General features: G+C 38.3%; 12 protein-coding genes. 4 read left to right on the top strand and 8 right to left on the bottom strand.

The window, feature by feature from the left end; translation table 11 throughout:
* Positions 1-53 precede the first annotated feature (53 nt).
* The 4 genes from K322_RS0115315 to K322_RS20430 all read right to left on the bottom strand — a co-directional run bounded on the left by K322_RS0115315 (position 54) and on the right by K322_RS20430 (position 3,968).
* Positions 54-1,298 (bottom strand): ABC transporter permease, encoded by a 1,245-nt coding sequence (locus K322_RS0115315; RefSeq protein ID WP_026627662.1) that lies wholly within the window; start codon positions 1,296-1,298, stop codon positions 54-56.
* A gap of 198 nt (positions 1,299-1,496) precedes the next feature.
* Positions 1,497-2,264, bottom strand: coding sequence for a hypothetical protein (locus tag K322_RS0115320; RefSeq protein ID WP_026627663.1), 768 nt, complete (start codon positions 2,262-2,264; stop codon positions 1,497-1,499).
* 125 nt (positions 2,265-2,389) lie between these two features.
* Positions 2,390-3,163 (bottom strand): hypothetical protein, encoded by a 774-nt coding sequence (locus tag K322_RS0115325; protein WP_026627664.1) that lies wholly within the window; start codon positions 3,161-3,163, stop codon positions 2,390-2,392.
* Positions 3,164-3,275: 112 nt separating this feature from the next.
* Positions 3,276-3,968 (bottom strand): hypothetical protein, encoded by a 693-nt coding sequence (locus tag K322_RS20430; protein WP_026627665.1) that lies wholly within the window; start codon positions 3,966-3,968, stop codon positions 3,276-3,278.
* A 651-nt stretch (positions 3,969-4,619) separates the two neighbouring features.
* Here K322_RS20430 and K322_RS0115335 point away from each other — a divergent pair.
* Both K322_RS0115335 and K322_RS0115340 read left to right on the top strand, forming a co-directional pair.
* Positions 4,620-5,246 carry a ribonuclease H1 domain-containing protein gene (locus tag K322_RS0115335; RefSeq protein ID WP_026627666.1) on the top strand — a complete coding sequence of 209 codons (627 nt, stop codon included), beginning with the start codon at positions 4,620-4,622 and terminating at the stop codon, positions 5,244-5,246.
* Between the two features lie 79 nt (positions 5,247-5,325).
* Complete coding sequence (locus K322_RS0115340; RefSeq protein ID WP_026627667.1) at positions 5,326-5,985, top strand: DUF2461 domain-containing protein; 660 nt, start codon at positions 5,326-5,328, stop codon at positions 5,983-5,985.
* 54 nt (positions 5,986-6,039) lie between these two features.
* Here K322_RS0115340 and K322_RS0115345 read toward each other — a convergent pair whose 3' ends face one another.
* Complete coding sequence (locus K322_RS0115345) at positions 6,040-6,696, bottom strand: HAD family hydrolase (RefSeq protein WP_026627668.1); 657 nt, start codon at positions 6,694-6,696, stop codon at positions 6,040-6,042.
* A gap of 416 nt (positions 6,697-7,112) precedes the next feature.
* On the opposite strand from K322_RS0115345, the gene K322_RS0115350 reads away from it, so the two are divergent.
* Entirely contained in the window at positions 7,113-8,009 is an 897-nt protein-coding gene (locus K322_RS0115350; protein WP_026627669.1) for a diaminopimelate dehydrogenase, read from the top strand.
* A 15-nt stretch (positions 8,010-8,024) separates the two neighbouring features.
* Complete coding sequence (gene ispE, locus K322_RS0115355) at positions 8,025-8,837, top strand: 4-(cytidine 5'-diphospho)-2-C-methyl-D-erythritol kinase (protein WP_026627670.1); 813 nt, start codon at positions 8,025-8,027, stop codon at positions 8,835-8,837.
* A gap of 84 nt (positions 8,838-8,921) precedes the next feature.
* On the opposite strand, the gene K322_RS0115360 is transcribed toward ispE, so the two are convergent.
* The 3 genes from K322_RS0115360 to K322_RS0115370 form a co-directional block, all read right to left on the bottom strand.
* Entirely contained in the window at positions 8,922-10,997 is a 2,076-nt protein-coding gene (locus K322_RS0115360; RefSeq protein ID WP_084158594.1) for an alpha-L-fucosidase, read from the bottom strand.
* 27 nt (positions 10,998-11,024) lie between these two features.
* Positions 11,025-11,585: a 5-formyltetrahydrofolate cyclo-ligase gene (locus tag K322_RS0115365; protein ID WP_035332425.1), complete on the bottom strand. Its 561-nt coding sequence runs from the start codon at positions 11,583-11,585 to the stop codon at positions 11,025-11,027.
* A gap of 117 nt (positions 11,586-11,702) precedes the next feature.
* Positions 11,703-13,352 carry a S41 family peptidase gene (locus tag K322_RS0115370; protein ID WP_035332238.1) on the bottom strand — a complete coding sequence of 550 codons (1,650 nt, stop codon included), beginning with the start codon at positions 13,350-13,352 and terminating at the stop codon, positions 11,703-11,705.
* Positions 13,353-13,412: the final 60 nt, after the last annotated feature.

Genomic DNA, 13,412 nt, shown 5'->3' on the forward strand with positions numbered 1-13,412 from the left:
TTTTGTTACAAATGTATAATGTGATTCTGGAGAAAATCTGGAGAAATAAAATACTATTCGAATTTTATTGACTTAGCCGGAGAAATACGGGCAATAAGGTATGAAGGGCCTATCATCATAGCCAAAGATATAAGCAAAGCTCCGATATTGATCAGAATTATATATAAAGGATTAAGATATACAGGCATTTCTGTCACATAATACGTTGCGGGATCGAGTTTTATAATCCCGAACATTTTCTGGAGAATACAAATAACGAGGGCGATCACATTTCCCCATATCATCCCTTTTATAATCAAGAATGAAGATATATAAAGAAATATTTTGCGGATATCAGTATTTCGGCATCCTAAAGCCTTTAATATCCCGATCATATTTGCCCGCTCTAGAATAATAATGAGTAATCCTGAAATCATGGTAAATCCCGACACTGCAAGCATCAGTATTATTATTACCCACACATTCATATCAAGCAACGACAGCCAACTGAATATCATGGGGTTTATATCTTCTATGGATCGTGTAAACAAAGCATTCCCATCACCATCGTGAGAACCTGCCATCTGGAAAAACAGATCATCTTTAACTTCCTGTAAGCAGCTATAATCTTTTACACGTAGTTCGAGCCCGCTCACCTGATTTGCATCCCAGCTATTAAGCCGCTGAACGGTATTCAGACCAACGATCATAAAAAGCTTATCGTAATCTTCGAAGTTGGTACTGTATATACCCGTTATTGTAAATTTTCTTACTTTAGGCGGATCTTGTATAAAGTAGCTAAAGAAGGAGTCTCCTAACTTCAGGTGCAGACGATCTGCTATATATTTAGATATTATGGCCTGATTAGCGACTGTCGAATCCGAAGGTTGAAACACATCTCCTTCGATCATATTATCTTTAAAGAAAGACCAATCGTAATTCTCTCCTACCCCTTTCAGTACCACACCCTGAAAATCGGTATCTGTTTTGATTATGCCGGGCTTAGTTGCATACGATTCGATATGTTCAATATTGGGGTTCGATTGCAAAACCGATAATAAACTATCAGATAATCTGACTGGCTTAGTATCATAAGATGCAGTATTGGCAAAACTGGTAATCTGAATATGCGACCCGAAACCAATAACCTTATCTCTGATCTCTTTCTTAAATCCGACGACTATACATACCGACAATACCATAGCAGCCAACCCGATAGCAATACCTGCCACAGCAATTTTAATTGCCGGAGACGACACTTTCTGTTTTGTACTTTCTCCGAAATATACTTTTCGGGCGATAAATAGTTCGAGATTCAAAACTGGTTCCTTTTATTTAAGTTACAGCAAGTATTTAATGTCGCATAATTAAGTAATAACTACTTATGGCAGCCATGCCTCGATGGACAACAAACAAAGGTAACTATAATCATTATAAATAAAAGTAGTATGCCTAAATAAAAAGGTCTCCTGCATTATGATAATGCAAGAGACCTTTTCCGAAAGAGTACATGTATATTAATTGCTTAATATTTTTACCGCACCAAAATGTGTTCCGCCATAACGGTTGTTAATAACTACAGAAACATCCGAAATACCCCAAACCTCCAGTTCTGCGTTAGCTGCGAATGTTATAAGTTTTACAAACTGGGGTTTAGCCCAATATCCACCTTCATATTCATGAAGACTGCCAACCGTTTCCAAAACCTGTCCGTTTGTCTTATTTCTCAGTTGTATCCAAAAGAAGTTAGGGCCCGTTTTATTAGCAACTCCGCTGGCTCCCACTGATGAATAAATAAGCCAGATGCCCGGTGTGACCTTAATTGTAGTCCTCGTGAGGTTAGTCCAGGTTTTAGGTACAGTAATAGATCTGCTCGCATCTTCCTGATTTGGGTCTGCCAAACCATCAGCATTTCCATAAAGAAGTCCTTTCAATACACTCTCAATGGGATTTAGCATATCGTTAATTTCCTTCCACGAAGCATATCCCTGAGCATCAGACACTAATCTCATGTCTTGTTTGAGTCCTGTTCCTGAATAAAAGAGATTCCCATTTATATCAAGTTTTGTAGTGGGTGTAACACCTACTCCTACATTACCATTACTATCAACAACAAAGTCGTCACTCAGCATAGCGGCTGACACGGTTCCACTTGAAGGATTATTACCTTTGGCATCCAGATGAAATAAATATTTCGGGTTATCAGTATAAATCCCTATCTGAGCTTTTAAACCGACCATATTAACGCAAAAAATGCTTATAAATATTATTATATATTGTTTCATATCTCAAGCTTATGTTTAAGTATTTAGAAACTTATTAAGTTAAAGAAAGAATTTAATGACGTATATCAGAACAGTTATAACCTGTTGCTGTTACACTTAAAGACTCATAAAAAAGGTCTGAGACCTTATTGAAGTTTGATTGCATAAAAATATGCACCCGATAAGTTAGCTGTCAATCTGGGCGAAGTATAAGTTGTCGAAGGACTTTTCGCATAAATGTAGTATTGCCTTGTCTTTTGCAATGCTCCTTCTATCGGAACAGATACAAAACCCATAACCATAGGTGTGCAGTAATATTGTGTATATACACCCAAACGGATCATATGGGGCGACCCGGCTTCACTTATTGTTTTAGTAGTTACCACGCTATTGGTATCAGTAGTCCTTTCCTCTATTTTTAGCCAGACAAACTGAGGTCTTTCTTCAGAGCCTGTCCCCCCTCCTACGATATCGGCACGCCCTACAATCATCCATAATCCGCCTTTCAGAGTGATAGGTGCAGAAGTTATATTTGTATAAGACGAGCTTAAATTAGCAGCAGACATTACTGTGCCCAACAATACTTTGCGACCAATCAGATCGGCATCATACCAAGAACCCAAACCTGTAGCATCGGATACGAAAAAAGCTCCAGCCTGTTGATTTCCATCTACAATCCGCAGTTTACCATTCACTTCTACTTTAGCTCGAGGAGCTATTGTTCCAAAGCCAACACTTCCATCCTGAGTAATAACCAAGTCGTCCGAAATACCGGAAGTTCCACTCGAATTACTCAATGGATCAATCTGCATACGGATATTTGATGATATATTGCTTATCTGGACAACTTGACCTTGTAACAGGCCTCCACACAGCATAAAACAATATATGATAGATATTTTTATAAATACTGATTTCATTGTAATAATAATTTAGTTTAAGTTCTCAGACCTATTTATAGACTTTGCAAGTATAACAGTAGTAGCTGGTTATCATTTTAAAACACATTATTAAACACTTGCCATTACTTAATTATGATAATTTTATCGCATATACATATGACCCGCCCATATCCGGCGAGGTATAAGTACAGTTAGACCAGTTCTGCCCCTGCAACACAACCTTCTTACTGCCACTGGTTATTTCTATAACTCCTGTTGTTTCAACTATATCATAATAAGCTCCATCATACGAAGGACGAGATCCTGCAGCATTTATCGCATTACTCGTACTGAGATCAAGCAAACGGATCCATGTAAAATAGGTTGATGCACAAGTATTTTTGGTTACTAATCTGGCGATCAACATCCATTTTCCAACGGTCAGTTCTATTTCAGGAGTGACAGTTAACCACGAGCCTACAGGTAATAATAATCCGTTGTAAACTGTCGATTGCAATATCTTAAACTGAAAAGTAGCATCCCAATATCCCAAACCTGTTCCGTCTGTAGTAAAAATATTACCTGTAGCCTGTGTGCCATCGGCAATCCGTACACTACCTCTAACATCAAGGTTTGCTGTAGGTGCAGCTGTGCCGATTCCTACACCAGTGCCGGTAACAATAAAATCATCGGAATCATTAGCCGGAGCAATACTAGTTCCTGTAGTATTAGCTTTCGGATCAATATGAAATGCCCCTAACGGATTTTGAGTATTAATACCAACTTGCGCATGGATAATCCCGAAGGAGAATATCCCCATTATTAAAAGAAATTTCTTTTTCATTATTTGTTTGAATGTTGTGGTCACAGACCTTGTTGTTTATATTCAGAGTTCTAATTAGCAGTAAAAGAAACAGTAAAGTGCATTCGCTGCACTTTACTGCATGACAAAACCGGCCGGCGGACTGGTATAATCTCAAAGCAGATTCAGAACGACAACAAAACAACAACAAAACTGCCCTATGCAGTTCGTCCTGCCGGTTTACTAAAAAATTGATATATATTACCCGAGGTATGTATACGAGAAAAATCATCACGTCATTTTGACGCAATGTTATTTTTTTTATATTAAAAATTTGATTAGTTACGCACGGACAGCGTCTCTCTCTCTCTCTCTCTCTCTCTCTCTCTCTCTCTCTCTAATATTTCACGCGACATAGCCAAGCCTAAATTGTTAAAATTCAGATAAGCTAAAGAATTTATATGTGTGAAAATATATCCCATTAGAATAGAGGAAACAATTGATGTTCGGTGCAAATGTAGTCAAATTTTCTAAATACAGAATATTTATTAACATTTTAACTTCTTCAAACATAGAGCATACTCCTTACCAAGATTAAATATTATCTTTGTCTAATGATATAATATTCGACCGGCAAGGGGAAGACAACCCTTGTTCTCGAAAATAAGATTTAATTGCTATTGTCACTTTTTTATGGCTAAAAAGAATTTTTATGTTGTCTGGAACGGAATCAAACCCGGTGTTTATAATTCATGGGATGAATGCAAAGCTCAGGTTTCGGGATACGACGGCGCAATATATAAGTCTTTCCCGACTTTGGATCAAGCAAAAAAAGCTTTTGATGAAAATCCTTGGTTATATGTAGGAAAGCAGGCTAAAGCCACACCAAAGAATAACAATATAAATAATCCTGCTATTATAAAAGAAAGCCTTGCAGTAGATGCTGCATGCAGCGGTAACCCCGGTTTAATGGAGTACCGTGGAGTATATGTTCTTACCGGAGAACAAATCTTTCATCAGGGACCTTACGAACAAGGCACTAATAATATAGGCGAATTTTTGGCTTTGGTACATGGTTTGGCTTTATTGAAGCAAAAGAATCTTTCGATGCCTATTTACTCCGATAGCGTAAATGCAATCAAATGGATCAAGGATAAGAAGTGCAAGACTAAGCTGGAGCGAACTCCAACCAATATGTCGTTGTTCTATATGATAGAGCGAGCCGAAAAATGGCTGCGAGAAAATACATTCACTACCCGTATTATAAAATGGGAAACTAAGGAATGGGGAGAGATACCTGCCGACTTCGGAAGAAAATAAAGGTCGCAGACCTATTTATTTTGCTTTATCGTAAGAAAAAAAATCGCAGATCTTACAGCAAATTATATAACATTGACTTATGGCATTTAAAGGATTTACAGAAGAAACATTTCAGTTTTTCAGAGATATAAAAGAAAATAATTATAAAGAATGGTTCGAAGCTAACAAAGATGTCTTTGTAAAAGAAGTACAAGCTCCGTTCAAAGAGCTTATAGCCGTATTGTCTCCAACCATGTATAATATAGATTCTCAGTTCGAATTACGCCCGCACAGGGTACTCTCGCGGATATACAGGGATACACGTTTCTCTAAAAACAAAGATCCTTATAAGACATGCTTGTGGATGAGTTTCCTAACACCTTCAACCGAATGGGAAAATATCCCCGGATACTTTATGGAACTCAGTGCCGATCATTATTTATACGGCATGGGACTATTTGCTCCGAAAAAGAAAACGATGGACAGCCTCAGAGACAGTATTGCTTATGATGCAGAAGAATTCAAAGTGAAATCGCAACAGGTTTTGGATCGGGGTTTTACAATTCAGGGAGAAGAATACAAAAGACTTATACCAAATGATCTTCCCGAATACTTCCAACCTTGGATTCAACGAAAATCGGTATATGTTGTCAAACAAAAACCGATAAATAAAGATGTGCACACTGAGAAATTTGCAAAAATTATTGCCGAAGATTTCGAATCGCTACATTGGCTGTACGATTTCTTTAAGAATGAGTGATTCTTTAATTCTATCATAAAAAAAGGACTTTACTTAAAGTCCTTTTTTCTTTTATTATTCTATTGCAGGTATAAACAGGTCGGTAATTCTTTCGCCACCTGTCAGATGATAAGCATGCAATCCAAACTCACGAGCTCCGGTTATATTCGCCTCATTGTCATCAATAAATAACGTCTTCTGAGGATTCAGCCTGATTGCATCCATCATTTCCCGATAAATGGCTTGGTCGGGTTTTCTTAAATGCATTTCGTCCGAATAGAAACATTGTATAAACAAGTCATCGAAATTTTCGCCGAACTGTTTTCTGTACATTTCTTTGAATTTCACACGGTGGGGAAAATTAGTGTTGCTTAACAGATATGTCCTGTAATTTTTATTTATCTTCTCCAGCATTTCTATCCTCACTCTGTCATAAGGCTGTAACAAAGCATTCCAAGCATCCCAGATTTCCTTTTCGTTTACATTTTTCGCATCAGGATATTCAGTATGAACGGCATCAATAAACTGAGAGGGAGTTATCAATCCCAATTCCAGATCCAATAAGAATTTTTTATGTCCTGAAATAATATCATCGGAATTAAGCCCTTCAATCTTAAGATTATTAAATGCGATTAATGTACGACCGATATTGATATCCATTATAACTCCACCGAAGTCAAAAACAATATTTTCTATTTCATCAACGGGGAAAGCGGGTATGTTTAATTTCATTTTTATACTTTTCTTAGCTATACTGAGGTCTCAGACCTGTTTATTAATTCTCAATCATGTAACGACAGATAATTATTCACAGAAAACCTTGCCTTACTTAAATACATATATTTTTCTGAATACAATCGACCGGAGTATTTAGCAACTCCATCAAAAAAGGTTTTCGACCAGTAAAATGCGAATATAACAAAATCTTTTTTATTGAAAGCCGATACCTCAGCTTAAAAAAGAGAATGATTTCCACAAAATTTATGTACTTTTGTAGGCTCGTTCCTGAAAATCGATGCAGAACAATACATATACAAGTCAAAAGAATGACTTTGAGCAACAATATTTAATTATAATAAGTTGTAGCTTTTATACATCTAAAAATATTAAATAGGTCTGCGACCTTAGAACCTCATAAACAGAACCTCATGAAAAAAATAAACGCAGCCATCATCGGTTATGGCAATATAGGAAAATATGTACTCGAAGCGATTATCAGTTCCCCTGATTTTCAGGTTGCAGGTATTGTTCGCCGCAACCCCGATAACATTCCCTCTGAACTAAAGGCCTACAAAGTGGTAGCATCTGTCAAAGATCTGAAAGATGTAGATGTAGCCGTACTTTGTACACCCACACGCAGTGTTGAAGAATATGCTAAAGAATGCCTGGCTTTAGGAATCAACACCGTAGACAGTTTTGACATACACGGAGGCATCGTAGAACTTCGCCGCAATCTTGATAAAACAGCAAAAGAATACAAGGCTGTATCGGTTATTTCGGCAGGATGGGATCCGGGTACAGATTCTATGATACGTTCTATGTTCGAATTCATGGCGCCCAAAGGTGTAACATACACTAATTTCGGTCCGGGCATGAGTATGGGACATACAGTAGCCGTAAAAGCTATAAAGGGCGTAAAAGCCGCATTATCGATGACAATACCTTTGGGAACAAGCATACACCGCCGTATGGTATATATTGAGGTAGAAGAAGGTCACAAATTCGAAGATGTGGCTAAAGCCATAAAAACAGATGATTATTTTGCTCACGATGAAACCCACGTAACTCAGGTAGAATCGGTTGACGCATTAAAAGATATGGGTCACGGAGTAAATATGGTACGCAAAGGAGTATCAGGCAATACTCAAAACCAGCTTTTAGAATTCGATATGAAGATAAACAATCCGGCTCTTACCGCTCAGGTATTAGTAGCATCGGCACGTGCATCTCTTCGTCAATCTCCCGGAGCATATACTATGATAGAAATACCTATTATCGATTATATTTACGGGGACAAAGAAGCTCTTATCAAAAAACTAGTTTAACATAACAATCTTAAGATGATTTGCTTTCCAAACGCAAAGATCAATCTGGGTCTGAATATTATCTCAAAACGAAACGACGGTTATCATAACCTCGAAACGATTTTTTATCCAATTATGATAAAAGACGCTCTGGAGATAGTAGAAACACCTAATCTTGAAACAGATATTTTTATAGAATCGGGAATAAAAACAGGTACAAATGCCGACTCCAATTTAGTAATGAAGGCATTGCAACTGGTACGTTCTCAATATCAAATACCTCCCGTAGAAGTACACTTGCTGAAAAAAATACCGTTCGGTGCGGGTATCGGAGGAGGATCAGCCGATGCTGCCTTTATGCTAAAACTGATAAACAGTAAATATTCTTTAGGTGCATCATCTAAAGAATTAGCCGATATGGCTGCGAAGCTAGGTGCAGATTGTCCATTCTTTATCTACAATAGACCGATGTTTGCATCAGGAATTGGAGAAAAATTGGAGGAAGTAGAAATTTCGTTCGAGAATTATTATCTGATATTGGTAAAACCCGAAATTTTTGTTTCGACCAAGGATGCCTTTTCAGCGATTAAACCTGCCACACCATCAAAGAATCTAAAGGATATTGTAAAACATCCTATTGAAGAATGGAAAAATCTGATGTTCAATGATTTTGAAAAGAGCATCTTCCCGAAATTCCCAATGATAGAACATATCAAAGAGAAACTTTATGCACTTGGAGCTATCTATGCCTCTATGACAGGATCGGGTTCATCGGTATATGCTATCTTTAACAAAAAAACAGATCTGAAACATCATTTCGACGGATGTTTCGTTTGGGAACAGGAATAAATATCCGAAGATATTTCGTTTCATATAAAAAGCGGATAAGATTTTTGATCTTATCCGCTTTCATTATCTTTTAATTGAAATCATTCAACGTGTTATTACACCTAACTCGGCAATTGAATATTTAGAACCTCGTTTAACCGCTTCCAAACTCATCATTTTGAGATAACGGGCTTTTACTGTTTTTCCAAATGTAACACGATGTTTAGCAGGCTTAGTTCTCATATTGGCAAAAGATGCATTGTCTATCACCTTATCCCATTTACGCCCATCGAGGCTGGTATACAAATTATACCTGAAAATATTACTGGCACTCTCGTCATAAGACGGTGTATAAGTGAAGCCTTTGAGCATGAGTTCGTCCGAAAAGTCGATCGATACACTATGATTTTTATAGATACTCACAAACGAATTCTCATCTCCATCGACTATTGCAGACATATCTTCATAGGTCGGAGAAACGACTTTCCATTCAACCGGAGCAATATCATATCTCTCAGATACAATTTTACTTTTATCCTTACCCTGATTGATCATTGCAATAGCACGAATATGACCGCCCTTAGGCAACAACAACGACCTATTGTATTCGAGAGATTTATTGCTTGGACGGCTGCCATCGGTCGTATAATAAATAATAGGGTCAGGGGTAGTGCATGATATACTAACCTTTCCGGCTTTATCCCGTGAGATGACAGGATTACTTAAACTTTCCTTTGCTGAGAATAGCGAAAGCTTATTTATCACGGGGCTGGCCAAAGCTTTTTCGATGTTTATTCTTATCTGACGGGATGTTACCGAATGAAAGCGCAATATACGCTTATAACCTATAGTCGTACCCGACACCAAAGGCTTCCACTGATCGTCTTTCATATATTCGACACTAAAACGTTCAATTCGTTGTCCCAAGGGAATATATTCCTGCAAAAGCAGCCTGTTGAAAGTCTTATCTCTGCGAAAAGATATATCCAGAGTAGCCTGAGTTACCGTATCGTCTGTAGCCCAATAACTGTCATAGTTGGCATCCAGCATATTCTGCTCGATAAAACGATCCGAATTACCTCTTACACTTGAGGCCTCTACTTTTGCAGCTTCCATGATATCTGCACCCAGAGCCTCATCAATAACTCTTCGGAATTGCATAAGACGGATAGAATCGTTTTTGGGAATACGTCCCGAACGATCCGGAGCCATATTCAGCAATAAGTTAGAATTACGACCAACAGAAGTATAATATATATTCATCAGTTCATCCAGAGATTTTATCCGGTCATCGGTATCGGGACTATAAAACCATCCCGGACGAATAGAGACATCCGATTCTGATGGAATCCAATTCTCCCCCAAACGGTTACCCCGACTTAGCGTATCAAGAGAAGGAGCATCGGCTTCGCCACGCCCAAAGCCATCGACATTCAAAGTCGACCAGTTGGTTTCTCCCGCAATTCCCTGTAGACTACCGCTCCAACGCACTCCGGGACCAATATCACTTGCTATAACTGCCGAAGGTTGATTACGCATAACAATACGTAGGAAAAGATCCCAATCATACAACTGCAACTTGGCATGAGTATTTTGCTCCTTCATTCTATTGAATGACTGCTCAAATATCTGACCATAATTACTCGTTACTTCCGTAAGCATTCCGGCAAACATCTGGTTGTATTCGGCTGTACCATAAGTAGGATGATTATTGTCAATTGGTGAAAGATACAATCCGAATTTAAGATCATACTCCTTACAGGCATCCGACAATTCTTTCAATATATCTCCACGCCCGTTTAACCACGAAGATTCTCGTACTGTATATTTACTGAAATTGCTAGGCCACAAGCAAAAACCATCATCACTCTTTGCGACTATGATTATACCTTTCATTCCTGCAGCCTTTGCTGTTGCAGCCCATTGGCGACAATCGACATTTACAGGATTGAAAGCAGATAAACGTGGAGTTTGTTGTTCATTATCGGAGAAAGTACCTAAACCAAAATGAACCAACATATAGTATTCCATCTTCTGCCAGCTCAATTGTTCATCTGAGGGCAAAGAACCATAAGGCCTTGGCGGAATATCGGAAGCCTGATAGCATGAGTACATTCCTGCCAGCATCAGCAAGAATGATAAAACATTTATTTTGATAAATGCCGCATGTACCATCTTCATATAAGTTTAGAAAATAAACCGAAACACCTACCAGATAAGGTCGTTTTCGGCAACAATAACGTCCATCTTTACATCGTTGTCAGATACAGGTATCTGATCATATAACTGGAAATCGAAGCAAACACCTACTTTAGGTGCTTTTATTCCGGAAAGAAAATGGTCATAATACCCTTTTCCCCTTCCTAAACGGTTTCCCTTACGATCAAAAGCAACTCCGGGTACGATAACCATATCTATCTTTCCGAAATCAAGAAAATCAACACCTGAGGGCTCATCTACCCCTATCTTGCTTTTGGTATATGTTGTATTTTCGGTAAAATGACGAAAGACCAGATTATTATTTACAACAACCGGAAAATAGAAATTCTTTTCGTGTTTCCATTTTTCGATAAAATCACGTGTCGCAACCTCATCGGGCATCGAATTATAGATAAAAATAGTAGACGCATCCCTGAACGAACCTGTTATCTCCAATACCGAAAAAACCTCCTCCGACATTCGGAGGAGATCTTCCTGTGTAAATTCGCGTTTCTTATCCGCAATCTCTTTTCTTAATTTTTCTTTTTCTGAATCTATATTTCTTTTCAATCTTATATATTTTAAGGTCTCAGACCTATTTACCTCGACTTCTCTCCGGCGATTGTTCATCGTTCTCGTTCACTTTACAAGCATAACAGCATTAACCTGTTATCTTCAAAAACATTCTCACTTTTTATATGCTTGAGACCTGATTGAAACAGGGCTCGCTTTTCCTTGCTCGATCAATTCAATTGCTCTTCTCAATACAATATCATCTTTCAGTATTATAGAGAAGAATCCCTCATCCCCAAACATATTACGGACAATATTGGCTTTCAGCTGAGACATCAGTAATGTTCGAGATTCTGCAACCAGATACGGCCTGTGACGAATACCTTTGTTTTCTGCTAAACTAACCAAATTCTGCACCAGCGGCTGATATGATAAGTAAGCATCAAGTTCTTCCCATGTTTTGAACGATTCTAATCTCTGACGGTTTTTATCGGTATACAAAAATGCACTCTCGTAAACAAGTCCGTTGTTCATTACATTGATATAATACGAATTGATACCGATTGTATCACGAGGTATAAATACATCGGGCATGATACCTCCATTGCCATAAACAGGACGTCCTCCTACGGTATGGAACAAAGGTTCTCCTGTTTGCTTAATGCTATCCTGCGAATCAAACTCACCTCTCAGGTATCTGTTCATCAGATCCTGATTGTAATCAGATGATTTACCCAACTCATAAGGTTTTTGCACACATCGTCCCGAAGGAGTATGATAACGGGCAATAGTCAAACGAAGTGCCGACCCATCTTTAAATACCTGCTGATTCTGAACCAAGCCTTTTCCGAACGAACGACGTCCAATAATCAATCCTCGGTCATTATCCTGTATAGCTCCTGCAAAAACTTCGCTGGCAGAAGCACTGCCTTCATCCATCAAAACAACCAACTGATCGGCCTTAGTTGTACCCGATCCGTCAGCAACTGCATCCTCACGGGGATAAGCACGCCCTTCCGTATAGACAATCAGCTGACCTTTTGCCAGAAATTCATTCACCATCTGGATGGCAGCAGTCAAAGATCCCCCTGTATTTTGTCGCAAATCAATTATAAATGATGTACTTCCTTGTTTCTTTAATTTCGAAATAGCCGTAATAAATTCCTTGACAGTAGTCATTCCGAATTTATTAACCTTTATCATTCCTATATTTTTAGCAGGCTGATATGCTATATCTACGGTATTGACGGGTATATCACCACGTGTAACAATAATATTTACAGTACTTGCCTTCCCCAGACGCTTAATTCCTAATCTTACATCCGACCCTTTTTCACCTCGTAAGCTTCTCATGACTTTATCATTAGTCATGCCTTTACCGGCGAATAAACTATCATTGACATAAACAATACGGTCGCCGGGCAAAATTCCGGCAGCCTGAGACGGTCCTCCCGGTACAACATTTACCACGGTAATAGTATCATTACGTAATACAAATTGTACACCTATACCACTGAAATGCCCTTCGAGTTCATCACCGACAAGTTCCATATCCTTGGCACTAAAATATACCGAGTGAGGGTCTAATTCGGCAATTAATCCCGGTAATGCTTTTTCTATCAATTCCTGAGTATTCACACTATCGACATACGCCTCGTTGATATACTGTAAAACAGCATCAACTTTGCTGCCTCCGCGAAAAAGGCTTCGGGTAGAATTAAATACAGAAAACTTACTTCCGATGAAAAGACCGAGTACTATCCCCAACGCAATCCATAAAGGCAACCAAACGAAATACCTCTTTTTATTTGAATATGATCTCATTGAAATCAGATGTTAGTATATTTAATATTTAGTGATTTTAAGTTCCAGACCTTATTTATT

The organism is Indolivaga capnocytophagoides DSM 22835 (assembly GCF_000426485.1).
In the GTDB taxonomy this organism is placed as follows: Bacteria; Bacteroidota; Bacteroidia; order Bacteroidales; family Dysgonomonadaceae; genus Dysgonomonas_A; species Dysgonomonas_A capnocytophagoides.

What these genes read in the sequence shown, in the direction of transcription:
- K322_RS0115320 (WP_026627663.1), bottom strand. Translation starts at nt 2,264, where the DNA reads ATGAAACAATATATAATAATATTTATAAGCATTTTTTGCGTTAATATG.
- K322_RS0115325 (WP_026627664.1), bottom strand. Translation starts at nt 3,163, where the DNA reads ATGAAATCAGTATTTATAAAAATATCTATCATATATTGTTTTATGCTG.
- K322_RS20430 (WP_026627665.1), bottom strand. Translation starts at nt 3,968, where the DNA reads ATGAAAAAGAAATTTCTTTTAATAATGGGGATATTCTCCTTCGGGATT.
- K322_RS0115335 (WP_026627666.1), top strand. Translation starts at nt 4,620, where the DNA reads ATGGCTAAAAAGAATTTTTATGTTGTCTGGAACGGAATCAAACCCGGT.
- K322_RS0115340 (WP_026627667.1), top strand. Translation starts at nt 5,326, where the DNA reads ATGGCATTTAAAGGATTTACAGAAGAAACATTTCAGTTTTTCAGAGAT.
- K322_RS0115345 (WP_026627668.1), bottom strand. Translation starts at nt 6,696, where the DNA reads ATGAAATTAAACATACCCGCTTTCCCCGTTGATGAAATAGAAAATATT.
- K322_RS0115350 (WP_026627669.1), top strand. Translation starts at nt 7,113, where the DNA reads ATGAAAAAAATAAACGCAGCCATCATCGGTTATGGCAATATAGGAAAA.
- ispE (WP_026627670.1), top strand. Translation starts at nt 8,025, where the DNA reads ATGATTTGCTTTCCAAACGCAAAGATCAATCTGGGTCTGAATATTATC.
- K322_RS0115360 (WP_084158594.1), bottom strand. Translation starts at nt 10,997, where the DNA reads ATGAAGATGGTACATGCGGCATTTATCAAAATAAATGTTTTATCATTC.
- K322_RS0115370 (WP_035332238.1), bottom strand. Translation starts at nt 13,352, where the DNA reads ATGAGATCATATTCAAATAAAAAGAGGTATTTCGTTTGGTTGCCTTTA.